Source organism: Zeaxanthinibacter enoshimensis (genome assembly GCF_004362865.1).
GTDB lineage: Bacteria > Bacteroidota > Bacteroidia > Flavobacteriales > Flavobacteriaceae > Zeaxanthinibacter > Zeaxanthinibacter enoshimensis.
Map to the genome: position 1 here is coordinate 1 of NZ_SNYI01000001.1, position 25,763 is coordinate 25,763.

21 protein-coding genes are annotated in these 25,763 nt (G+C 42.1%); all 21 read left to right on the top strand.

Going from position 1 to position 25,763, the window contains the following annotated elements; all coding sequences use genetic code 11:
* Nucleotides 1-193 precede the first annotated feature (193 nt).
* The 21 genes from CLV82_RS00005 to CLV82_RS00105 all read left to right on the top strand — a co-directional run bounded on the left by CLV82_RS00005 (nucleotide 194) and on the right by CLV82_RS00105 (nucleotide 25,621).
* On the top strand, nucleotides 194-1,252 hold the full coding sequence (locus tag CLV82_RS00005; protein ID WP_133642260.1) for a DUF6090 family protein: 1,059 nt from the start codon (nucleotides 194-196) through the stop codon (nucleotides 1,250-1,252).
* A gap of 99 nt (nucleotides 1,253-1,351) precedes the next feature.
* Nucleotides 1,352-1,540, top strand: a complete 189-nt coding sequence (locus CLV82_RS00010; protein WP_133642261.1) for a hypothetical protein — start codon at nucleotides 1,352-1,354, stop codon at nucleotides 1,538-1,540.
* On the top strand, nucleotides 1,524-2,261 hold the full coding sequence (locus CLV82_RS00015) for a DUF6090 family protein (protein ID WP_133642262.1): 738 nt from the start codon (nucleotides 1,524-1,526) through the stop codon (nucleotides 2,259-2,261). Before CLV82_RS00010 ends, CLV82_RS00015 begins: the two co-directional genes overlap by 17 nt.
* 132 nt (nucleotides 2,262-2,393) lie before the next feature.
* Nucleotides 2,394-3,035 (top strand): hypothetical protein, encoded by a 642-nt coding sequence (locus CLV82_RS00020; RefSeq protein WP_133642263.1) that lies wholly within the window; start codon nucleotides 2,394-2,396, stop codon nucleotides 3,033-3,035.
* Between the two features lie 226 nt (nucleotides 3,036-3,261).
* The gene (locus CLV82_RS00025) at nucleotides 3,262-4,737 is read left to right on the top strand and encodes a serine hydrolase domain-containing protein (RefSeq protein ID WP_133642264.1); all 1,476 of its coding nucleotides are present in this window, start codon (nucleotides 3,262-3,264) and stop codon (nucleotides 4,735-4,737) included.
* 143 nt (nucleotides 4,738-4,880) lie between these two features.
* The gene (locus CLV82_RS00030) at nucleotides 4,881-5,648 is read left to right on the top strand and encodes a hypothetical protein (RefSeq protein WP_133642265.1); all 768 of its coding nucleotides are present in this window, start codon (nucleotides 4,881-4,883) and stop codon (nucleotides 5,646-5,648) included.
* Between the two features lie 235 nt (nucleotides 5,649-5,883).
* Entirely contained in the window at nucleotides 5,884-6,363 is a 480-nt protein-coding gene (locus CLV82_RS00035; protein ID WP_133642266.1) for a hypothetical protein, read from the top strand.
* A 233-nt stretch (nucleotides 6,364-6,596) separates the two neighbouring features.
* Entirely contained in the window at nucleotides 6,597-7,811 is a 1,215-nt protein-coding gene (locus CLV82_RS00040; RefSeq protein WP_133642267.1) for a cation:proton antiporter, read from the top strand.
* A gap of 302 nt (nucleotides 7,812-8,113) precedes the next feature.
* Complete coding sequence (locus CLV82_RS00045; protein ID WP_133642268.1) at nucleotides 8,114-11,023, top strand: PA14 domain-containing protein; 2,910 nt, start codon at nucleotides 8,114-8,116, stop codon at nucleotides 11,021-11,023.
* 322 nt (nucleotides 11,024-11,345) lie between these two features.
* The gene (locus tag CLV82_RS00050) at nucleotides 11,346-11,810 is read left to right on the top strand and encodes a cupin domain-containing protein (protein WP_133642269.1); all 465 of its coding nucleotides are present in this window, start codon (nucleotides 11,346-11,348) and stop codon (nucleotides 11,808-11,810) included.
* A gap of 153 nt (nucleotides 11,811-11,963) precedes the next feature.
* A complete protein-coding gene (locus CLV82_RS00055; RefSeq protein ID WP_133642270.1) occupies nucleotides 11,964-12,341 on the top strand; it encodes a DUF2200 domain-containing protein in 378 nt (125 codons plus the stop codon).
* Between the two features lie 94 nt (nucleotides 12,342-12,435).
* Complete coding sequence (locus CLV82_RS00060; RefSeq protein WP_133642271.1) at nucleotides 12,436-13,524, top strand: serine hydrolase domain-containing protein; 1,089 nt, start codon at nucleotides 12,436-12,438, stop codon at nucleotides 13,522-13,524.
* Between the two features lie 373 nt (nucleotides 13,525-13,897).
* Nucleotides 13,898-16,009, top strand: a complete 2,112-nt coding sequence (locus tag CLV82_RS00065; protein WP_133642272.1) for a PQQ-dependent dehydrogenase, methanol/ethanol family — start codon at nucleotides 13,898-13,900, stop codon at nucleotides 16,007-16,009.
* 105 nt (nucleotides 16,010-16,114) lie between these two features.
* Entirely contained in the window at nucleotides 16,115-16,963 is an 849-nt protein-coding gene (locus CLV82_RS00070) for an alpha/beta hydrolase (protein WP_133642273.1), read from the top strand.
* Between the two features lie 605 nt (nucleotides 16,964-17,568).
* Nucleotides 17,569-18,024, top strand: coding sequence for a hypothetical protein (locus tag CLV82_RS00075; RefSeq protein ID WP_133642274.1), 456 nt, complete (start codon nucleotides 17,569-17,571; stop codon nucleotides 18,022-18,024).
* Nucleotides 18,025-18,124: 100 nt separating this feature from the next.
* Entirely contained in the window at nucleotides 18,125-19,597 is a 1,473-nt protein-coding gene (locus CLV82_RS00080) for a flavin monoamine oxidase family protein (protein ID WP_133642275.1), read from the top strand.
* A gap of 127 nt (nucleotides 19,598-19,724) precedes the next feature.
* Nucleotides 19,725-20,516, top strand: a complete 792-nt coding sequence (locus CLV82_RS00085) for a DUF6090 family protein (protein WP_133642276.1) — start codon at nucleotides 19,725-19,727, stop codon at nucleotides 20,514-20,516.
* 63 nt (nucleotides 20,517-20,579) lie between these two features.
* Nucleotides 20,580-21,470 (top strand): alpha/beta hydrolase, encoded by an 891-nt coding sequence (locus CLV82_RS00090; protein WP_133642277.1) that lies wholly within the window; start codon nucleotides 20,580-20,582, stop codon nucleotides 21,468-21,470.
* A gap of 122 nt (nucleotides 21,471-21,592) precedes the next feature.
* Nucleotides 21,593-22,057, top strand: coding sequence for an ester cyclase (locus CLV82_RS00095; RefSeq protein ID WP_243744106.1), 465 nt, complete (start codon nucleotides 21,593-21,595; stop codon nucleotides 22,055-22,057).
* 542 nt (nucleotides 22,058-22,599) lie between these two features.
* Complete coding sequence (locus CLV82_RS00100; RefSeq protein WP_133642278.1) at nucleotides 22,600-23,919, top strand: amidohydrolase family protein; 1,320 nt, start codon at nucleotides 22,600-22,602, stop codon at nucleotides 23,917-23,919.
* A 124-nt stretch (nucleotides 23,920-24,043) separates the two neighbouring features.
* Entirely contained in the window at nucleotides 24,044-25,621 is a 1,578-nt protein-coding gene (locus CLV82_RS00105) for a glycoside hydrolase family 30 protein (protein WP_133642279.1), read from the top strand.
* Nucleotides 25,622-25,763: the final 142 nt, after the last annotated feature.

Here is a 25,763-nt window from a genome sequence, read left to right on the forward strand (position 1 = left end):
GTATTGTGAAATAAAATAAAAACGTGTTACAACAATGTATAACCGCAATTTGCTGCGCTGTTCGCTTCGCTCGGAACGGCGGATAATTCGTTCCTATAAGGAGATAGTGCCAGTTGAAAATCTTACTATTTAAAAACCGCAACTGACGGTTATACGAGACCGTTAGCCTTCATTATGACCAAATAATGAACCAATGATTAAATTTTTTAGAAAAATAAGGCAACAATTATTGACAGAAAATAAATTCAGCAAATATCTGGTGTATGCTGTTGGAGAAATTGTACTTGTGGTTATTGGGATATTAATTGCGCTGCAAATAAACAATTTAAATGAGGAGCGAAAATCCCAAAAACGCTTAGCTAATTTTCTTATTGAAATTCAAAATAATCTTAGCAGTGATATTACCAAGGCGAATTATATTATAGATAAATTTATTGAGGAAGATTCCATTCTCAGAAATATTACATTAAATAAAGTCAATCTTACACAAGAAAAACATACCGAAAACAGACGTAGCTTCACATTAATTTTTGAATTTGAAAATTTTAGATTAAAAACAAAAGGATTTGATGGGTTGGTTAACAACATAGATTACATACCTGATGAATATACGGAGGTGATGACACTATTAAATGATATTTATATAGAAAAAAATAATGAATTGGTTACTCTTAACCAACGGGTTCAGACCAATACATACGGCAATAGGGATAATCTAAAAACTAAGAGTGGATCTAGTAAATTTTGGGATTGGGAACTGACTGAGGATATGATTACCTATTTTCAAAGTAATAGCTACAAAAATGAGGTAAGGCATTATTTCAATGATAATCATGAATTTGTTACTCGAGTTATTAGATTTAAAATACTTGCCATAAATGCCTACAAAGAAATTGCAAAGCTAACCAATACCGATATCCCGATCCCACAGCATGTCAATTACACATATCCAGATTTAGAAAGATTATCGGAATTTGCTGGAGATTATCAGATTGAACAAGGTGAAAAACATTTTAGTGATTCGTTTAAATTCATAGTTGACAACAACCAGCTCCAGTGGAGATATGAATATAAGGATGTAAACTATGATGAGGAGTTTAACGTACCCTTATACTGGCATAAAAATAATATATTCATTTTATATCAATCAGCAAGTTTTTGGGAGTTTAAGAAAACAAAGACTGGAACAATCATTTATACGCAAAGAATGAATGGTACTAGAAATAGCTACATAAAAAGAACGAAAGGCTAACACCGGCTATGAGCCATAGCTTCCCTCCTGCACTCAAGAATATTTACTCTATATTTAATACCTAATTAATCTGGTCATCGCTTTGCGAAAGCCAGTTGCTTGGAAAAACCATGGAATGGTGATCTTGGGAAGATAACTCACAGTCTGATCTCCTGGGATAGCCAGCCAGGGGTCAGCTCCAAACAACTGTCTGAAATGGCTACGGCGCGTGCCTGCCAGCAGGCAGGCATAGCCCTGAACGTTGTGCTTCATTATAACCAACCAATAACCCATGATAAAATTCTTTAGAAAAATTAGGCAAAAACTTCTTTCTGAAAATAAGTTCAGTAAGTATTTACTCTATGCTGTTGGAGAAATTGTTCTTGTAGTTATTGGAATTTTGATTGCACTTCAAATCAATAATTGGAACGAAAAAAGAAAAGACACAGAAAAGGAAAATAAATATTTGGCAAACCTAAATAAGGAAATTATCAATGATTCTCTGTCGCTCGAAAGAGGCTGGTTTAATAACAGGCAAAAAAAAATTAAGAGCTTAAAACTGGCCAGAAACTATGTGATGGGAAATTATAGCCCAATGGATACAATTCAATTTATAAATAGTGTTGGTTTTGGTGGAATAAATAGTAGAGCATCCTTTACAGGTTCTTCTCGTACCTACAGTGAATTGGTCAGTACAGGAAATTTAAGTTCTATATCCAATGACAGCATACGAGAATTAATAGTGGAATATTATGCTGGCAAGGATTTTTTAGAGGAATATTTGAGTAATATAAGAAGTGATTATGCCACCTATGTGAATGGAACTAAAGTGTATAACTCAAAATATCCGGATAGCATTAATACAATTGAAATTCCAAGAATTTTAAAAAAATTAAAAACCGATGAATTTCATAGCTTAATTAACCAAGAACTAACTTACACTTATTCTATTGAAAGGCCACTTCGATCTAGTAAAAGAAGAGCATATACCCTTAATAAGAGAATAGAAGAATTCTTAAAGAATAAATGACGAAAGCACAACCATGGCTATAAGTAATTGTTTGCCTGCCTCTCGGCAGACAGGTTCTCGCCTATATCTGAAAATCCTCGTGGATTATCAGTTTGATGTGTACCTGCCTGCCGGCAGGCATACCCGTACACGATGGCACCAATTATGAAAGAATTGATCTTCTTACTAATGCTTCTCATGACCGGCATTATCAAAGCTGATTACATTCCCCCTACTCTGAATAAATTAATTCTTAGAGCCGACATAATTCTTTATGGTGAAGTTGTTTGCATGGATGAATCCGTGATCGAATTAAATGTATACAACAGTATTAATCACGATTCATTGACAATTACCATTGTCAGATTCAAAGAATGGAATTGTGGCCAGCGTTGGAAAGAATACGAGTTGGGTGATACATCACTCTTCTTCCTTAAATCCAGAAATGGTCGCTATCGAACTATAGGTGGCGGAAATGAAGGAGAACTACCGATACATAATGATAGAATATATGTCCACGCCAGTACTATTTCACAAGCGGGGTTTGTAACTCAATTTGATCGTTCGGACCTTCAAATGGAAGATAATGGCTTTAATAACCCATATAATGGATATGTCATAAATCTGAGCGATTTCTGGCAAGCCACCGCTGTAGTTAAAAAATGTTTTATTTCCGAGATAACTGCTACGGGGAACCTTATAAATATTCAACAACTCTGTTCTACAACTCAATTTGAGTCAACTATGAAACAGAACAAAATCTTAAACTGGGTCTTAACTGATTTAAAAAAATAACTACCGCCAACAAGGGGTATACCCAATAACTAACCCTCTCCCTCCTATCGTATTTTTCCTCTATATTTAAATCCTGAACCTGGTTAGGCGCAGTGCACCAGATCCGCTACTGCGCCTGCATGCCGGCAGGCAGGCATATCCTTACACGTTGGCAACATTTTGAAAAAGAATGTAACATACAAGAAAAAAGTAGACCTATTAATCATCAATCACAACTGCATTTACAGTGAATTTATCAATCAAAGCTTTATTTACATTTACTTTCATTTTTCTCAATTCATTAAACTCTTATTCCCAAAATACCAATCAGCTTGTCGATAAAATTGACTCTTATTTGGAGGCTAGCGAATCGAATGGCTTTTCTGGAGTTGTTTTAGTTTCGAAGAGAGGTGAAATTATTTTATCTAAAGGATATGGATGGGCCGACAGGAAAAATAAAATACCAAACTCGCCTTCAACGGCTTTTAATATTGGATCTGTAACAAAACAGTTTACTGCATCTGCTATTCTAAAACTTGTGGATCAAGGAAAAATTAAAACATCAGATAGAATAAGTTCATATTTTAGTCAGGCACCTATTGACAAGAGAGATATAACTATTCACCAATTATTAACACATACATCAGGAATTTCCAATAGAACTGGTGGTTTTAGGTATGATGAGGCTAGTAAAGAACAGTTTCTAAAAGAATTTTTTGAATCAGAATTACAATCAAAACCTGGAACAAAACATCTATATGCAAATGCCAACTATATTATGCTCACTGCAATAATAGAAACAGTTTCAGGACAAACCTATAATTCCTTTCTAAATGATTATTTGTTTGTGCCTTCTCTAATGAATAGTACAGGATACAAGAGTGTCAATTTCAGCTCAGAAAGATTAGCCCATGGCTACTACTATAACAGAAATGATGAGCAATGGGTAGATTGGGGGACAACACAACAGCATCTTCCTTACAATGACAAACATTGGTATAGTATAGGTAAAGGAGATATTCACTCTACCGTTGAGGATTTATATAAATGGCATGTTGCTTTGACAAACAATATTGTTTTAAAACCTGCAACAAGGGCAACTCAGGAAACACGGCATGTAGCGGAAAACACTGCACTTACATCCTATTATGGATATGGTTGGGCTATTTCTGAAAGTGAAAGAGGTACCAAAATCGTGTCTCATAATGGAAGCAATGGACTGTACTTTTCAGATTTTGTAAGGTATGTGGATGATGATGTAGTTGTCATCTATCTTACAAATGTGTTTTTAGGACCGAAATCAGAATATGTTGCTAGAGAAATTGGTAAAATGGTTTTTGATTCGAATTATACCACAACACCAATTCCGAAGAATATTTATGAGTTAAGTCATGATTTTATGCAAAATAACTCTTCATCCAAAGCAGAAATGTTGCCTGAATTTTTAAAGAAAGAACTTGGAATTGATTTTAATGACCATGCCATTCTGAATCGATTAGGATTTAGCAGATTGAAAAAAGAAGACAAACCAGATTGGGCATTAGAATTATTTAAACTTAATGTTGAGCTATTCCCCAAAGATGGTAATTTATGGGATTCATTAGGTGAAGCTTTCTTAAAATATAATATGAACCATGAAGCCATTAAAAGTTACAGAAAAGCAGTGGAATTAGGTAATGAAGATTCAAGAGAAAAACTGGATGAATTGTTGAACAAAGAATAGGCAGAGTAACTGTTACCAACTACGCATATGGCTCATCGCTCAAATAGTCTAAGGTAGTTTTGAAAGGCCTATCTTCTTACCAAAACAAAAATCAGTATAAATTATTCGCAACCAATCCGTATACTAGAACACTGGCACCAATTATGAAAAACCTGATCCTTGCATTCTTCATCCTGTTTTGCAAAAGTGTTTTTGCTTGTGATTGTACAATAACAGGACTTCTTGACAGATTTGAAAGGGCAGATTTTGTAGCCACAGCCGAAATCAAAAAAATTACTCCTGCGGGAAATGATTATCACGATATTGAAATAAAAATCAGTGAGGTTTTTAAGGGTTCTGTAGTTTCGAAACTGAAAATCAAAAGTATCTTAAATTCATCTTGTGCGTTTTATACACCAGAAAAGTCAAATTGGTTGATTTTCGCATTCAGGAATGATGAAAAAGAACTTGTTTTTGGTTCATGCTCTGGTGCCATTCAACTGGACAGAAAAATGAACGAAGAGAGATACCCAGGGCTCACCAAAAAATTCGAACTGAGTAATCAAAGAAAAATTAATGTACTTCGCTTCATTAAAGAAAATGAAATAAACATTAAAAACGACTTTAGATTGAAATACACCTTTTTGAACGATTGTCTTGACAATGGTAAAGGATTTGACCTTGAAGAAGGTGCTTTTGGAATATTTAAAATTAAGGTAAATAAAAAACTAGTAGTGCAAAAAGTTACCAGCATAAAAGGATTCCAAAACGAGACACTCAATGGAATCGTAATTCAATGTTTCAGGGAAGGTTTTGAACTATACAATAATAACCAGGTGAGAATACCAAAGTCTTCGGAAATAACAGTTGGTATTTATTACTATGGAGCTGAAGGTAAATATCGAAGTTTTGTGACAACGCATGACCTGTAAATAACAGGTGTTAAAACCGGCTATACAACATAGCTCCCCTCCTGCACTCAAGAATATTTACTCTATATTTAATCAATAACCGGGTTAGTTCATTGGGACAGTCGGTTGGGAATGATCAGGAAATAGTGATCTTCAGAAGATAACGCACTGTCTGATCGCCAGGGCTTGCACAATGCCAGCTCCAAACAACTGTCCAAATTCGCTAAGGCGTATAGCCCTGACCGTATATTAATAAATGAAGTTTAAAGTCACCATAATATTATTCCTCCTATTTACTTCTTCTCAGGCATTTGCTTGCATTTGTACCCCAAATCATCAAAACAAAAAAGAAGCTTTCGAAGCTGAATGGAATAGGGTGAATTACATCATGGAAATCAAGATCACAAAACTTCTTAAAGGTAGAATCAATAGTCAATCTAATCGCAGATACATTGTTAAAGATTCACTCATAGCGGAACTTCCATATATGGGCCAGGTTATTTTAGAAGCTCAAGTTTTAAAAGTTTACAAGGGCCAGGTCCAATCAGAAACAGTTAAAATATTTACCACAGAAAGTGGCGGTGCTATGTGCTCATATTACTATACACTTGGTGAAACCTATCTTTTTTATGGCTTTTTAAATGATGATGGCCAATTCGAAACTACCAGTTGTAATCGTACTAAACCCTTCAGTAAAAGTGCTTACGATCTCATGTTGATCAATGGGAAGAATTAACGTACTACAACACTGGCTATACTTCAGCGCTGCTATCCGTATTCCGAAAATTTCCTGTTTTCCTATCAAAAATACAGGAGGTAATCCTGTAAAATACCAGGATACAGCACATCCTTACTTCAATAAACTCCTGAAGCTTAAGGAAGTTTGGTAAATTAGGGATTCATATTTATTCCAACGTTCATGCATCACTATATTCTTCCGGTAAAACCTTTAGCAAATACACGAAGCTAATGGATACCCACCTCTGGATCTACATCGTTATTGGTTTTTTTGGACTGTGTTTACCATGGCTGAAGAGCCTGGAAAAAATTCAACTTCTCAATGTACCCATCATTGCCATAGGTTTGGGAATGGTACTGTTTTCACTCCCGATCAGCCTTCCCGATCCCAACCCGGTGAAGTTCGAAAATGAAATACTGAAACTATCGGAAATAGCCGTGATCATAAGCCTGATGGGGGCAGGGTTAAAGATCAACCGTGATTTTTCTCTAAAGGCCTACCGGGTACCTCTTTTATTGGTGCTAATTACCATGACAGGCTGCATTGTTACTACCGCCGCGTTGGGCTGGTGGTTTGGATTGGTTCCGGCATCTGCCTTACTGCTGGGAGCCGTTTTTGCTCCCACCGATCCGGTGCTCGCCAGTGATGTCCAGGTAAAAATCGAAGAAGATGAGGATGAGGAACACCCGGTGCAATTTAACCTTACCGCTGAAGCCGGAATCAACGACGGAATGGCATTCCCCTTTACCTGGCTCGCCATATGGGTAGCCATGTATGGTTTTAATATGACAGAATGGGTTGGCACCTGGCTGCTAAAAGACCTCTTGTACCGCATCGCAGGCGGAGTCCTTGTCGGTTATGGTAGCGGCCGACTGCTCGCCTGGCTTTTCCTGACTTTGCCGAAAAAGATCAACTTTAAACCTCAACGCATAGGCTTCCTTGCTGTGGCCGCAACTTTCTTTATCTATGGTATATCCGAGGCTGTGCATGTATATGGTTTCATCGCCGTATTTGTCGCTGCCCTTACCTTCCGCCATTACGAAAAACAACATTCTATGCAGAAAGAGATGCACGATGTGGTGGAACAGGTAGAACAATTCCTGATCACCATCATCCTGTTACTGTTGGGGGGCTATATCGCCACCAATTGGTTTGATGTACTGACCTTCCCGATCATAGGCTTGTGCCTGCTCTTTATTTTCGTGATCCGCCCCTTGTTTGGGATCATGGCCACATTTAAAACTATTATGCCCTGGAAGCATCGTTGGTCCGTGGCGTTCCTGGGAATCAAAGGAGTTGGATCTTTCTTTTACCTTGCCTTTGCCCTGCATGAAACCGATTTTGAACAGGAAGAGCTGTTATGGAGTACCGTGGCCTTCCTGGTGCTGATCTCTGCGGTCATTCACAGGATCGCCGGATATTATGTAAAGAAGAAAGTTCTCTGATCTATGATGGTTCCCAAAACCTTAGGGATGAACTAAGAAAATGAAGATAGATGTCTGCAAGGCTTAGTAACTCAGATCGGCTCTGAGCCACAGCCTCCCCCCTGCTTTCATTAATCCAATCTATCGCTAAGCTAATTAAACGGTTAGCGTTTTTTGAAAGCCCGTTGTTTGGGAATACCGTAATATTGGGATTATTCACTTTCTAAATTCTACAATGATTCTTCCCTTAAAAAGCATCGGGGATTTATGCCGGATTTTACGATGTTTGTAATTCATATACTTCAAACCATTTACTACCAACCATGACATTGAAATCGAAGATCACAGGCCTCATATATGTTACCACACTACTGGCACTGGCCATAGGCTGTAAGCAGGGAGATCAGCCGGAAAGACCAAGGGAACATTGGGTTTTTCGCTCCGTACTGGACACTCAGCCCCGTATCCTTACAGCAGCACTGAACGAGGACCTTTGGGTGGCTTACAATACCCAGGATGGTTTGCTTTATAAAGCCTGGGATGGAGATGTCCTTTTCTCCGGAGCCGTGTACGATGAAATGCACGGGCCACAGCCTACTACCACAGGGATACAGTTCTACGAGAATAGCAGGGACCTGTGGATCCTTCAAAATGACGGGGAAACCATTCAACCTAAAATTCGCTATTCCGGGCACCAGTTCAAAAAAGGACGCCTGTACCTGAATACCCTGCTCATCACTCCCGCACAGGATAGCATACAGGTAACGGAAAGCCCGGAATTTGTACTAAAGAATGGAAAAACTGCCCTTGAACGTCGCTTCAAGGTCACCAATGATACGGACTATGAAATATATCTAGCCAGCGATGCCTTTGAGCATGATGCTGTACAGGTTGAAGAAACCGGATTGACAGACGCTCCTTCAACTATCCGGCAGGCTCCTGGAAAACAAATAGCCATCCGGGACAACTCCACCCTGACCTTCACAATGGATCCCGCAAAAGCCACGCCAATAGCAAACGATGGAGCTATCGATGTGAAAAGCGCTGCCGGCGCCGGTAAAAGCCTGGTCGAGGCAAGTGATTGCAGGGCCTGCCACAATGAACTCGTTAAAACTGTGGGCCCCTCCTACCTGGCCATAGCCAAAAGGTATCATGATAACGAAGAGAATAAGCTACTCCTGGCAGATAAGATCATCAAGGGAGGCAAAGGATCCTGGGGAGAAGCAATGATGACCCCGCACGAGCAACTTTCTGAGGAACAGGCCTACCAGATCGCAGAATATATCTTAGATATCGATGACACTGTGGAAACGGCTGTTTCCAAATACACCCTGAACCATGAATCCGTTAAATTTTTAAAGCCTTCCGCAGACAACACGGGCAAGGGCTTCCTGGCCAGGATATATTCCAACCCGGAGGAACAGGACATCCTCGGTTTCCTGGAGAAAAAAGAAGCCGACCTCAGCAGGATCGCCCCTGCAATTCATATTAATGAAAAGGCAGATTTTGAAGTTGCTTCCGATCACTTCGCTATTGTTTACGACGGTTTTCTAAATATTGAAAAAGCCGGCAGTTATGCGTTTCGCCTTATCAGCGACGATGGTTCCTACCTCTTTGTAGACGGGAAGAAGGTTATTGATAACAGTGGTCCCCATGGCAGTCGTATCAAGGACGGGGAAGTACATCTGAATGAAGGCAGACACCCCATCCAGGTGGTTTACGGCCAGGGCGAGGGAGGGGCTATGATTTCCTTACAGGTATTCGATACAGAAAAAGAAGCCTATTCACTGCTCGATGGAGCAATGATCTCCCACGAAAACAATGCTGTCCCAAGTGATGAAAGTACCCCGGAGCGACTGGCATCCATGGCATCGACACCGACTCCAAGTTTAAAAGGCGTGCACCCGTCCTTTGATCTGCGCCAGGCCAGGCCCGATGATTTTAAACCAAAGGTAGGTGGTATCGATTTCCTGGAAGACGGCACCATGGTGATCTGCACCTGGGATCCGGACGGGGCGGTGTATGCCATAAAGAATTGGCAAAGCCAGGACCCTTCTTCCATCAAAGTGCAGAAGATCGCCTTTGGCCTTGCCGAACCTTTGGGATTGAAAGTGGTAGGCAGTGACATCTACGTATTGCAGAAGCAAGAATTGACCCAACTCCGGGACCATGACAATGACGGACTGATCGATGAATACAGGACGGTTAGTAACCAATGGAAAGTTTCGGGTAATTTCCATGAATTCGCGTTTGGACTCGTGTATAAGGACAAGGCATTTTACGCTACCCTTGCCACCGCCATCCAACCCGGGGGTGCCAGTGCGAACCCCCAGATCCCCGACCGTGGGAAAGCTATCCGCATCGACCCTAAGACCGGGGCCGTGGAATTCGTGGCCAGCGGGCTGCGAACCCCCAACGGGATCGGCCTGGGCTTGGATGAACAGATCTTCATTTCAGATAACCAGGGAGACTGGTTGCCAGCCAGTAAGGTGGTACACCTGCAACAAGATGCCTTCTATGGGTCCCGCTCTGTAGACCCGGAAGGTAGCCTGGAAAAAACAGAACAATTACCCGTGGTCTGGATGCCCCAGGACGAGATCGGCAATTCTCCCAGCACCCCCATCGGGATAGATATCGGTCCCTACAAGGATCAGTTGCTGGTTGGTGAGGTGACCAACGGGGGCATCAAGAGGATCTTTGTAGAAGAGGTGAATGGCCAGTTACAAGGTGCATTGTTCCGTTTTACCCAGGGAATGGAGGCCGGGGTGAACCGGCTGCAATGGGCGCCTGATGGCTCTCTTATGGCAGGCGGTGTTGGCTCTTCCGGGAACTGGAACCATTACGGGACGTACTGGTATGGTTTGCAGCGGTTGGTATATAATGAAAAAAGTACTTTCGAGATTCTCTCAGTCAGTGCCCAACCTGGAGGTTTTCTTATTAAACTAACCGAGCCATTGGCAAATGGAACCGATGTGACGACAGAAGACCTGCATATCGAGCAGTGGAGGTATGAACCCACCGCAGACTACGGTGGCCCCAAACTGGACCATGAAACACTCAAGGTCGCCGGCGTAGTGCTGGGAGATGATCGCCAGACCCTGAATATCCGCTTACCGGAAATGAAGGCAGGACATGTGGTTTATTTCAGGTTATCGGACCGTTTTAAGAATGGGGAGAGCCGGCCACTCTGGAATCGCGAAAGCTGGTACACGCTTAACCAGGTTCCCAGGTAGGGTCCGCCAGCCATAATATCTGGGCTAGGGGTAAAACCTTGCCTTCTGGTAGGGGGAAGGGGTCATAGTCTAAAGTAGTGGCTAAAATTATTTATTTGATAATAATGAAGTAAAGGTCCAGACCTTTAACCTCTTCCATTTTAATGTACGCGATCCGGGTAAAACGATCCGGGATCAAGCCGGATCTGACCTGCAACTCGACCTCTCCACGTTATCGAAATAAATCTCTATATTTAATACCGGGGCAAGGTAATGCATTGTGCCTCAGAGCCCGACTGGTGCCAAAGCCCAACCGTTACAAACCAAACCAGGACAATTTGAGATGAAAAGTACAGCGCCAATCCATAGTGTATACCATACGGCAGAAACCCTGATCTTCCCCAATGCCATTACTTTAAAAATACTCTTATCAGGAAAGCAGACCAACGGATCACAGGCAATTTTTGAGGACATCGTTGAACCCGGGGTAGGCCCCGGAAGGCATATCCACCACCATCAGGACGAAACATTCTTCTTTCTGGAGGGAAAATTTATCGCCGAGGTAGGAGGAAAAACCTATGAATGTAATCCCGGTGATGTAGCCTTTATTCCAAAAGGCACCGTACACGCTTTTAAAAATATAGGGGATACCGGTGCAAAGCTGCGTTACATGTTCTCCCCTGCCCGGACGATCGAAGAAATGTTCCGGGAATTTTACCAACGCTCCCAGCATAGCGAGTTAACCCTGGAAGAAATGGCGAAGATCTCTTTAAAACACGGGCAGGAGTTCGTGGGGCCCCCACTCTGATCTGAAGGTTGGTTTAAAATAAAATACACCGGGCAGAGAACGAGGAAACAGGCTTTGCTAAAACAAGGTATTGGGTAAGACGGCATTGTAATTTGAAAGTTAACTCGTTAGCCTGAAAACACAGGCTTATACGCATCATCTAAATGAATCATTATGAAAGTCACAACCGAAAAAAATGAAAAGGTTGCCAATATGGTATTTGCGTCCATCTATCCCCTATACCTGAACAAAGTGGAGAAGAAAGGAAGAACAAAGGAAGAGCTGGACCAGGTAATTACATGGTTCACGGGTTTTGATCAGAATGCTTTACAAACACTTATCGATGAAAAAGCGAGCTTCGGAACTTTTTTTGAAAAAGCAGAAGTTAATCCCAATGCACACTTGATAAAAGGCATGGTATGTGGGTACCGCATTGAAGAAATAGCGGATGAATTTGAAGTATATAAACAATGCAGACGGATGGAAAAGCTGATCGATGAATTGGCAAAAGGTCGTAAGATGGAGAAAATTTTACGGAAAGAAGTGAGTTAAAACTCTTGTCAATAAACGATAGCGGGACAGGAAGTTTAAATCCGCTGCTTGCCGTGCACGTAACTGCTGGAATCCATGTTGTAATTCCATTCTAATGAGATATTTATTCTTTTGCTTCTTGCTCCCCCTGCTCGCTATTACCGGGTGTCAACCCTCTGAAAAAAAAACTATTGAGCCATCTCAAGAAACCACACATTTATCTGGATCAATTGATAAATATTTTCAAAGGATTCCCGGTTTCAGTGGAAATGTGCTGATAGCTCAAAGCGGTAAAGTACTATTCAGTAAAAGCTACGGATATGCAGATAAGGAATTTAAAATTTTGAATGATGGGGAAACAAAATTCAAGATCGGGTCCATCACCAAACCTTTTACCGCAATGGCCGTGTTGAAATTAGTGGAAGATGGTCGGCTTTCCCTTTCTGATAGTGCCGGCCAGTATATGCCTGGCTTACCTCCCCACTGGCAACCTTTAACCATTCATCAATTACTTTCCCATACTTCAGGACTTACTCATACCTGGGATCTTCTCGAAGATTCAACCCTGATGTTCCAAAAGTCAGATCTTAAAAACACGCTTAGTTGGTTTTTCAAAGAGCCACTTGAATTTGAACCGGGAACTTCCTTCTCCTATAGCGGGGTCGGCTATCTTCTTCTTGCAGGGATTATTGAATCCTTAACGAATACCACGTTTGACCAATTCCTGGAAGAAATCATTTTTGAACCCCTGGACATGAAAGACACGGGCGCTGCCGACCCGGAAGTAATTATTCAAAAACTGGCGAGAGGTTATATAATTGACAGTACAGGTGTTCGTAATGCCCCGCATTTTTACGTTCCACTTCTTACAGGGGGAGGTCACCTGTATTCTACTGCTCAGGACCTGTTGAAATGGGACCGGGCCCTTTCCCGTTTTTCCATATTGTCCAGGGAGATGACCAAACAGATGTATACACCGGTAAAGGAAAACTATGGATATGGTTGGGACATTGTCAAAAATGACACCTTGAACATGGTTTTTCACACCGGCTTCATTCCCGGTTATCTTTCTCGCATAGATAGGTATCCGGACTATAACCTGACGCTTATAATATTAACTAATTATCACGCTGAATGGAGCCCGGTAGATAGTTGGGAGATAACAAACCTGATATTTGAAGAACTAGAATTAAGTAAGAAGTAGTATATAATTTACTGATGCCACAGCAGTAGATACAAAGCACCGAATTTATCCTGGTTGTAATTCAATAATATCTATTGTGATTATAGCATACTGGGTCATTAGCACCCCTGTATGATAAAATATTATAAGTGCCCCTAATGCCCTTCCTCTTCACCCAGGACCAAACCGGGCTTTAACACGCTGATTTCTTGGTGGTTAATCGGAAAATTTACTCTATATTTATAAATTAAGAAGCAGTCGTCATATTGCGAAAGCTTCTATTTTGATATGCCCACGCATAATGCTGTTAGGACGAGTTCTTCCTGCAAGATACCTGGGACTTCCCTCACCCCGGCAGAATTGAACCAAACAGTTCAATACATCGATAAGTTTTATGAAACATTTGCTTCTGATAGTTCCATTAGCGCTGTTCTTTGCCAGCTGTACAAATACTAACCCCGTAGGATGGATAGATGAGGAACGTCTCTTAAACAGGGATCCCGAAGATTGGATATCCCTTGGAGGTAATTATAAACAGCAGCATTACTCACCCCTCGTCCAGATCAATGCAGAAAACGTTTTTCATCTGGGCTTCGCCTGGGAGTACGATGCACGCTCAACCGTAGGCAGGGTATCAAGAGGATTAGAAGCAACCCCCTTTGTCGTGGACGGCATTATGTATACTTCGGGTGCCTGGGGCTTTGTATATGCGGTTAATGCGAAAACGGGCGATGAAATCTGGCGGTATGATCCAAAAGTAGACGCTTCTTACGGTCGCAGGGCCTGTTGCGATGTGGTAAACAGGGGCGTCGTTGTTTGGAAAGGTAAAGTCTATGTAGCCACCCTGGATGGATTCATGGTATGCCTGGAGGCAACGGATGGGAGAGAACTCTGGAGAGTAGATACGTTTACTGATCGAACCAGATCATATACCATCACTGGCGCACCTCAAGTGGCAGGTAGTATAGTGATGATTGGGAACTCAGGAGGGGAATACGGTGTTCGGGGGTATGTCACAGCCTATGATCTCAATTCCGGAGAACAAAAATGGCGATTTTATACCGTCCCGGGAGATCCGAAAAACGGGTACGAACACGAAGAATTGGAAATGGCCGCCAAAACATGGGATCCTAATTCGGACTGGGAAGCTGGTGGCGGGGGCACCTCCTGGGGGCAATCAGCTTATGACCCGGAACTAAACCTGCTTTATGTTGGAACGGGGAACTCTTCACCCTATCCCATCTGGCTCAGAAGTCCATCCGGTGGAGACAATCTTTTCCTGGCATCAATCCTGGCCATCAATCCCGATACCGGTAAATTGGTTTGGCACTACCAGACCACCCCCGGTGAAATATGGGATTATACGGCTACCATGAACATCATCCTGGCTGATTTGGAAATTGAGGGGCGGCTTCGGAAAGTATTGATGCAAGCACCAAAAAACGGCTTCTTTTATGTGCTGGACAGGATTACAGGTGAACTCAAATCCGCCGAAAAATTTTCCAGGGTAAACTGGGCGAGTCATGTTGATATGAAAACAGGCAAACCTGTCCTGACGGGGAAAGCCTGGTATAAGGATGAACCAAAACTTGTGATCCCGGGCGAGGCCGGAGCCCACAATTGGGAACCTATGTCGTTTAATCCAATGACCAATTTGGTATACATACCGGAAATCACAATGCCCATGACTTATACAGCGAAGAAAAGTTATACATGGAAAGCTGATACTCCTGATACTGGACTTCAATATGGAGTGACATCATTCAAAGATGTGGCAGAGCAGGTCCAGGCGGCTGAAGATACTATCGTAAGTTTCAGCTTAAAAGCCTGGGATCCTGTAGCGCAAAAGCAGGTATGGCAAGTACAGGAATCCATGCCTGGAGGCGGAATACTTTCAACGCCAGACTTAGTTTTCCAGGGAAGTTCAACCGGGTTTCTGAGAATATTTCACGCCCGCACCGGTAAATTCTTAAAGGAGATTTTCGTCGGTACCGGGATACGGGCTGCTCCTATGACATACATGGTGGATGGAGAGCAGTTTATAGCGGTGATGGCCGGGTACGGAGGTGCTCCCACGTTTGGCTATCATCCGGACGCAGTTATGCACCAATACCAGAACTATGGCAGGATCTTAGCTTTCAAATTGGGAGGAGGAAATACGCCTATTCCACCGAAAGTGGCTCAACTTGAGATCCCGGAACCACCTTCCATACCCCTGACCGCTGAAAGCATTAATAAAGGAAGAGATTTATACGACACATATTGCATCACCTGTCATGGGGATTTTGGTGCTCAACACAGGTCCTTGCATCCGGACCTGAGCAAGATGACACCGGCGATCCATCACATATTTAATGACATTGTTTTAAAGGGAGTATTTTCATCAGGGGGTATGGCCAGTTTTGATAACACCTTAAGCGAAGAAGATGTGGAAGCAATTCATCAGTACTTACTTAAGGTGCAAAAGGATTTGTATTCAGAACAGGTAAAGATAAGTCCAAACTGAGTATAACATGAAATAACCGCTAATTATAACGAGGGTATATCCAGCCGTTGGCAACAAATTCAAAGAAAATTCTATTTTTAAAGTATAAATTATAATCAATAGGGTATGAGAAATTTAACCGCATTTCTATCAATGCTTTTTGTTTCAATTCTTGGATATAGCCAAATTGATAATCGCAATTTTGAAGATCTTATAGAGTCAAAAATTTTAGTGTCGAATATTAATGGCAACCGCTATAATATTCAGGTTTCATTACCTAAGACCTATTATGATAATGACAGTAAATCATATCCGGTATTATATGCGCTGGATGGAATGCACAGTGTTCCTATGCTAAATAGCATCAGACAGTACATGGAAATTGGTAATTACCTGGAAGAATTTATCATTGTCGGAATTCAAGGTAATATTCCGAGAAACCGACTTATGCAACATAGAATTCCCGATTATACTCCCCTGAGAGATACTGTATATGAAAACAGATTTAGCCAAATAATGGGATTGAAAAAAGGATCTGTCTTATCTGGAAAAGCAGATGAGTTTTTAAAGGTAATCTCAGACCAGGTAATTCCATATATTGACAAAAACTATCGGGTAGATAATAGATCGGGTTTGTTAGGACATTCCTTGGCAGGGTTATTTACGGCTTACACGCTGATAAATAAACCTGAACTATTTAATTTTTATTTAATCAGCAGTCCGTCTCTTAATTGGGATGATGGTAATTTCGTTAAGCGCTTAAAACCGGACGAAATAAATAAAAGTGATATTTCAGTTTTTATTTCAGTTGGGGGTGAGGAAAAAGAACTCCACAATTTCATAGAACTATTTCAAAAGAAATTGGAACACTCAAATTTTGATACTGTCTATAAGGTTTATGACAAGGAGTCTCATTTTTCAGTAGTCGCTGGTTCTTTTTCAAATGGTATACTGCAATTTGCGGGTAAAAAGTAATGGCACAAATAAATCTGATAATTTTTGGGATAAGGGAAGTTATCAAAACTGCTTAATAATACTTTTTTGGAGGTAACCACCTTGATTTTGAAGGTCCAGGGTTAGATATACAGATCGATCGGTTGCCAAAACTTATTAACAATATAAGCAATCATTATCAATACCCTATAGTCATCAATAGTATGGGCTTGGAGAGGATCGAATTAGAAAATCTGGTTGTTAAATCAAATAATTCTATAGTGATTACTGCATATTTAAGAGAATCGGTAGAACCACTGTATGATAAACAGTTATAATTACTCCGCAAGTAATCCCCATATTTTCCCTCCTATACTCCGGAATATTTTAAGCCTCTTTATACTTTAAAAAATACCGGTTAATTATATATACATTTTCTTGCCAATTTATTTCAGTATAAATAAAGGTGACAACCACTCACAAAACACTCCAGCCTTATAATCCACTGATTTATTGGTATTTATTCAGGATATTTACTCTATATTTAGTAACCATTAAGTGGTGCCCTGATCTCCACAAGCGTTATCTCTTGCTATTGGGTAATTCGGTAACCGAACAGAGTACACGTTTAACTAAAACCAACCCAGATGAGATCAATACGCAGATTTGTTATTGCTGTGATATGTATTTCAGCATTTTCGGCCACTTCAGCTTCAGGTCAAACCCTTGAAGATAAGTCACTGTTATACAGAACAGGGAATCCGGCGGATTGGCCTAAAGAACAGGATGCCGTGGTTTCAGCACCCGGTAATCATAAGATATTACTGGAAAATGATAAAGTAAGGGTACTGGAGGTAACCGTTTTGCCGAAAAAGATAGAACCTGTTCACCATCACCGGTGGAACAGTGTGCTGTATATCATGGAAGCGGGGCACTTTATAGATCGGGATGCAGAAGGAAACGTGATCATGGATTCCCGCAAGATCCCGGAACCGCTGGTTTTTCCGCTGACCATGTATAAAAAACCCGAGGCCCCTCATTCAGTAGAAAATTTAAGCGATACGAAAACGATAAGGCTGATCCGGGTAGAGATGAAGGAATAGCCGGCAAATACAGGTTTAATTCCCGGGCCCCGATTTCTTCCGTAACTATTTAATGCCCTACAAAAGAGAATCATAGCAGGGACAAGGCAATACTTTACTCATGAAATCTAACCAATCAAGACGTAATTTTTTAAGGCTAAGTGCACTATCCGCAGGTTTTGCCATAACCCACCCCTTAAGCGCCCTGTCTGTTCATGACACCTGGAACAAGAAAAGAGGAAAGCCTCAGAAAGTACTGATCCTTGGTGCCGGGATGGCGGGAATGTCTGCTGCGCTGGAATTAATAAAACTCGGACACGAAGTAATTATCCTGGAAGGACAGTCCAGGGCCGGCGGTAGGATAAGAACGTTACGTGAGCCTTTTCCTGAGGGATTATATGCGGATATGGGAGCTGCCAGGATTCCCGAAGATCATGAATGGACCATGAAGTACATAAAAGAATATGATCTTCAACTTCAGCTGTTCAACCCGGTAGAAGGGGATTATATTCATTTAATGAAGGGGAAAAGAATCCGATATAACAGTCAGTCCCCGGCGAGCTTGGACAATTACCCCGTTAACCTGACTTCGGAGGAATTGAATATGGGGTGGACAGGGATCTCCACAGCTCCATTCCAGGAGCTGGTGGCTAAGCTGGGGGATCCTAAAGCTATGGATTGGCCTCCGCAGTCGATTTCTGGATATGATGCCTACTCCCTGAAAGAATTTTTAAAGCAATCGGGTTACAGCAGCGAAATTGCCGACCTGTTGATGATAGGATGGGAGACGAAGCTGGGAATGGATATGTCTATTCTTGAAGTGATGCGAGAGCTGAGTCTCTCTTTCGGTGCTCCAAGATATAAAATTGTGGGTGGTAATGATCTTTTACCGACAAGGATGGCCGGAGCGTTAAGCGATCACATTCAATATGGTTCTAAGGTGCTGTCTATTGAGCAAAGTGAAAACGATGTGGTAGTGCACGTATCGAAGAATGAACAGAATAAAAAATTTACCGCGGATCGGGTTATCTGCACCTTCCCTCTACCTGTGATAAAAAAAATGGAGTTTATGAAGACCCTGTCCAGGGAGAAGCAAAGAGCCATCAATGAGCTGACCTACTGGGACCTCTCCCGGACCGTGATCCAGGTAAGTGACCGCTACTGGAAAAAAGATAACCTTAATGGCTTTGCAGCTACGGACCGCCCCATGGAAATCTGGGATCCGAATTATGAATTGGATTCAAAGAGAGGGTTGATCGCGGCATATGCTAAAAATGATGATTCTCAATTAATGGATGGCTGGTCTGATAAAGAGCGGCTGGATTTCGCTTCCGGCCAGGTGAATAAAGCCTTTCCCGGGCTGATGGATCATTTTGAGGGCGGGTTTACAAAATGCTGGAAAGAAGACCCCTGGGCCTTAGGAGCGCATTCTATAGGCACCCGGAATCAAATGACCGATCTGTTGCCGCATCTGATCAAACAGGAAGGTAGAATCTATTTTGCCGGTGAACACGCTTCTGCCTACCATGGGTGGATACAGGGAGCAATAGAATCCGGGAACAGGGCGGCGAAAGAGATCAATAGCCTTGAGTGAAGTGCTTTTATTATATGAGTGTATTTTATTAGAAATTCTATACACCGGGAACCATTAATTCAAAAATGGTGAACACCTTTTAAGTCTCCACTGTGTGTTGTGTTTTAAGCTACTAAAGTAATGACCGATGATTAAATTCTTCAGACGTATCCGTCAGCATTTACTTGCTGAAAACAAATTCAGCAAATATCTGCTGTACGCCATCGGGGAAATAGCCCTGGTCGTAATCGGGATCCTGATCGCTTTACAGATCAATACCTGGAACGATGAGATCAAAGCCACGAAAGTTGAAGTTAAATTTTTCGCAAATATCCTTTTAGATCTTGAAAAAGATGATGAAAACCTCAATTTCTACCTGCATTTTCACACCAAGAGAATCGAATACCTGGACACCTTGCTGACCTATGTGCGAAACCCTCACAAAAAGATGGGTATCGATAAATTTGGCCAATATGTTGAACCTATTTTTTATTCCATAAATACCACCAGTTATTCGACAACTTTTGAGTCGGCAAAATCCATGGGAACCTTTAATAATTTTAAAGAAATGGAATTGCTAAAAGGTCTTTCCCGGTACTATGCAGATTTTATCCTGTTAGAGAATTTATTCAGCTCGATTACAAGGTTTGTGGAAAATCAATTTGAGCCTTTGATGTATTCGTTGCCTGAGGGCTATATGACGGCAAGCACAGGGGATTTAGTAATCAATGAAGAAGACACACAGGAATTCTATGATAAGATAGCTTCCATAAAAGATAATCGGGAGATTGAGTATGATTATGAAAGGATCCTGAGAACGCCATTACTGGAGAACTACATCATCGGGGACCTGGGAAGAACCTATAATAGCATAGGTAAAATAAAGTCAAGACAGGAAATGCTCCGCCTGTTAAAAAGGAATATTGAACAACGCAAATAGTTCAAAGATCTCGGACGGCAGTACAACCGTGACAAATGCACTGAAAGGAAAAAACAGACAGCTATGAAATATAAACTGATCCTCCTGTTAACCTGCATGCTTATCCTGTCATCTTGTGCTAAAAAACTGGTTTCTGTACCGCTAAAGACATCGCAACAAGTAGATGCTACCTACAAGGTGCTTAAAGATATTCCCTACGGGCCGGACAAGGAGCAAAATATGGATATCTACCTGTCCGAAGATGCCAATTCCTACGGGGATAAGAACTATACCATTGTTTTCCTCCACGGGGGTGCGTATTACCTCAGCGATAAAACCCAGGAGGAAAAATATATCCGGCCATACCTTCAAAAAGGGCTGAATGTCGTCAACATGAATTACCGTCTTAAGAGAGGTATCGCCCCGGCGACCAGTGACCTTACCAATGCCCTGAATTTCTTAAAGGAAAATAATAGCAACTATGATCTTGACCTGGGCGATTTAATTGTAACCGGATTTTCTGCCGGGGCCCAGATCGCTACGAATACCGGGCTGGCCCGGAACAATGCTTCGTTCCCTGATACCCTTAAAGAGGGAATAACTATAAAGGGCATAATCAACTTTTCAGGGCCGGTAGATGACCTGGATGTTATAGAAAGGATCTTTGTCGATTTTGACCACGAACTCTTCAGCCAGGCGGGTAAAGCCTTGTTTCCTTCAGAAGGTTATGAAAAGAAAGAAGTGGTTTCCGTATATGAACCCATTACCTATTTTGACGTGAACGACCCCCCGGTTTTTTTATGGCACGGAGGAAAGGATAACCAGGTCCCCCCGGAAACATTCCGGGATTTCACTTCAAAATTGCGTAGGAACAGGGATGTCCTCAGCTTTATACCTGAAGGGAAGCACAGTCCGACAGAAGAGGAATTATCAGCTGCATATATAAAAATATTCCAGTTCCTGGATGATCTGTAGGGTGATTGACCCCTGTGATGAGCATTGCTTTTTCCTTCGGGATACCCGGGTAATTCAAGTCATCTAACAGAAGAAAATTATCCCTGGACTGAACCACCAGAAACCTATAAAAACGAGATATTATGAAAACTGGATTTGCGACAATTCTTATTACCATGCTGCTGCTGGCAGGATGTAAATCGGACAAGGGTGAATACGATAAAATGGTCGAGTTTGGGCAAAGATATACTGATGCCTGGAATAGCCGGCAACCGGAAAAGATGGCCTCCTTTTATGCGGAGGATGGGATACTGACGGTGAATAATGGTACCCCGGCCATCGGGAGAAAACAATTAGCGGCAACAGCACGGTCGTATATGGAAGCTTTTCCGGATATGGAATTGACCATGGACAGCCTGGTAAAGGTAAATGACTCTTACAGGTATTACTGGACTTTCAAAGGAACCAATACCGGGCAAAACGGCACGGGAAATAAGGTAGATTTCAGTGGATTCGAGGAATGGACAATGAATGAGCAGGGTCTTGTCCTGAGGTCAATAGGGACATATGATGCGGATGAGTACGAGAGACAACTCAGTGGACATTAAAAATTCCGGGCCTGGTGTTATTCCGCCACCTTCGACATCAGGAATATTAGTAATCGTTATCGTCACCACTCTCATTACTTAATCGCCTTAATAAAGGACGAAAAAGCATTTTGAAAAACATGTAGCAAACGATGGTTAAGGGGAAGATCAAGTAGACCGGGCAGGGGCCAAACGCTCCTGACAAATTAATTTTAAAAGCGATGTACCCCTGGCAGACAAGGGCCTGTTTTTGGTGCTCAAAATTCGGTCTTTAATATAGCAATGTAAATACATTGTTTAATCCATTGGTTGTCCCATGGTTCATATTTCAAGCCTCTTAAACCAGGGGATAATACTACTGTAAGTCAAGACTTTCAACCTGAACTCATGAAAATTTCCTCTATATTTATGTGAAAGTAATCCGGTCAGCACTTTGATAAGAGTGGAAATTAAAAGTACAGGTTTTAATGAGTTCAACCAGATAACTCATAGTAAGACTGCCCGGGTATCTGACGTATCAAATATTCAGTGAATAAACCGAACCAAAGTATTCATAAATTTTCATGTATATCAAAACAATAGTACTGTCCGTTTTTGTGCTCCTCACTGCGCTTCCATGTGCTGCGCAGGAGAACCGATCGTATGCGCTCACCGGAGTTACTATATTCCAGGGTGAATCCGGGGATCAGGGGGAGATGACGATCCTCGTTTCAGATGGAATTATCAAAGATATCTTTAAAGACGGGACAAAGCCAATTCGTGCTGCGATCCCCAAAATTGAATTAACCGGGTACTATGTTATTCCGGGCCTTATCGATACACATGTCCATATGGGGATGAAAGGATTGACAAAATCCCCGGAACCTTCCAGAAAGGAGTTCAAAAGGTGGATATACAGTGGGGTAACAAGCGTCAGGGACATGGGTGGCGATGCCCGGGCACTGTTCCGGGAAAATTTGCGGATCAGCGAAAATCAACAACCAGGTCCTGAAATATTTTTCTGCGCGACCGTGGGGAGTAGTGACCAGCTAGCAAAAGATATACGTTTAAAAAGAGCTACAGAAGGAATGGAACTGCAAGATGCCGGTTATATCATAGAAGTCAAACCAGGTATGGACATTGCAAAGAATATTTCAATGGCTGTAGAAAGTAAAGTATCCGGCATAAAATTCTATGCCGGTGTCAAGTCTGATATGATTGGAGCGATCACGAAAGAAGCTCATGACAAGGGATTAAAATCCTGGGCTCATTTTACGGTGTTCCCGGACAGGCCTATCAAAGTGGTAGAAGCAGGAGTAGATGTAGTTTCACACGTATGGGGGGCCTTCTGGCAAGACCCGGATCTGGACCCTTCCCTGAAGATTCCCTTTACACACACAGACTTCGCGAATGCCAAATCAGCCATAATTCCCACTGATCTGGCTGTATTAAATACAGACAGCCCGGAACTACGGTCCTTGTTCAAAGAAATGTCTGACAGGAAGGTCATTTGGGACTTAACCTATTCGGCCACCACTGATCCACAACTTCAACAGGTCTATAGAAATTATGTTCTCGCAGGTCGGGATGAAGGCGTGATTTTTAGTACAGGAACAGATTATTTCAATGATATTTCAGAACCCTTTCCATCCCTTTTTCATGAAATTGAGCGGTTGGTTTCGGATGGTATCCTACTTCCGCGAGAAGCCCTGTTGGCCGCCACGCTGAACGGGGCCAAAGCCATTGGGATAGAGAAAACCCACGGCACAATCGAAATAGGGAAAACAGCCAATTTGGTGGTACTAAAGGAAGATCCCACCGTGAACATTGGAAATCTCAGGAAAATAGAATTCACAATGAAAAATGGATACTTATATTCCAGGAGTGATTATACCCGGGATTAATCGACTTAAAAAACGATCAGGATCAATGGTATATGACGGTACGGCCAGATCATTGATTCATGTTTATAAATTAAAGTATTCATCCGGGCATCATTCTAATAATCAACCATAACCTCAGCGCTCAATGTTAAGATCTCTTATTCCGTTTATCCTGGTACTGACCTTATTAGGTCTGACTTACTCCTGTTCCCAAAGCAAGGAGTATACCTATGAAGTATACCAGACCTCGCAAGCCGGGGACAACCTTCAGCAAATTCAGGAAAAACAATCTTTTACTGCAGATGAAGATATAAAGAAAGTCCGGCTGCACCTTAAGCCAAGTAAACAATTTCAGGAGATCATTGGTTTTGGTGCTTCCTTTACCGAATCTTCGGCCTGGAACCTGGCGACTATCCCGGAAAACCTTCGAGAGGAGGTATTGACCCGGCTTTTTAGTCCCACTTCCGGTGCCGGCTTCTCCCTTACCCGGACGCATATCAACAGCAGTGACTATTCCAATAAACATTACTCTTATGTTGAACCGGGAGATACCAGCCTCACTACTTTCAGTATAAAGGAAGATATGAAGGGCTTTACCGGTGAAGAAAATGAGCAGGTAAGAGGAATTGAGTTAACAACTCCATCTTATGACCTCATCCCAATGATCCGCGAAGCTCAGAATATCCCCGGAGCCGATTTTAAGATCATTGCCTCTCCCTGGAGTCCACCTTCATGGATGAAATCGGGGGAAACTGCAGAGATGACCAATGGCTCTTTACTGCCACAGTTCTACGAGGTCTGGGCACACTACCTTTCCAGGTATGTGGCCGCCTATGCGGAACAAGGCATAGACCTCTGGGGTATCACCCCTCAGAATGAACCACTACATGCTCATGATGCTCGTTGGGACAGTAACGGGTTTACACCTGAGGAAGGGCGCGACTTTTTAAGGGATCATTTAGGGCCCCGGCTGGTTGCGGATGGCCATCTTGACCCAGGCGATCTGGACAGCGGGTTACGTGTTCTAATCTATGACCACAATAAATCTGCTGTTAACGATTATGTCAAGGCTACATATAACGACCCTGAAGCGGCTAAATATGCCTGGGGAACAGCATTTCACTGGTATGCGCCTTCTCAACTCGAAGAAAATAATTGGTACAAGTTGGCCCTGGATAGTTTAAGAACGGGCTGGCCAGGAAAAGGAATGATCCACACGGAGTCCAGTATTGACATCGATGCGGAGGACCCGGTAAGACAATACTGGAGAGAAAGTACGGACTACGCCGGCTCCTTTGTACCCTTTGACACCTACGTTTACGATATTATCACAGACCTGAATCACGGAGTTCAGGGGTATATTGAATGGTGTATGATCCTGAGTAATGAAGGTAAGCCAAATCCTTATGATAACTTTAACAGCGCCCCGGTACTGATCAACCCGGTAACCGACGAGGTGATCTATACCCCGCTCTATTATTTGTTAAGCCATTTTAGTAAGTTCATCCGGCCCGGCGCCCACAGGATCGGCATGGAGGGTGAAGAGCACGAGGGCCTGGTGTACACGGCTGCCATGAACCCCGACGGAACCGTGGCAGTAATAGTGTTCAACAGTAGTACAGCACCTTTGCAGCTGCAACTTACCCTTGCATCCGCCACCCAAACTATTCAAATTGCACCAAGGGCGTTGCAAACCATTATGATTCAGAAGAATGCGGGATAATGATCCTGTCTGGAGGTTCGGTCTGAACTACCCAGACGTTCTGACCCCGGTGATCCGGATAATATTCTCTGGTCTGACAGACTTAAAAATTATTTTAACTACAATGTAGTTTTATAAAACAATATTAACTACATTTATGATA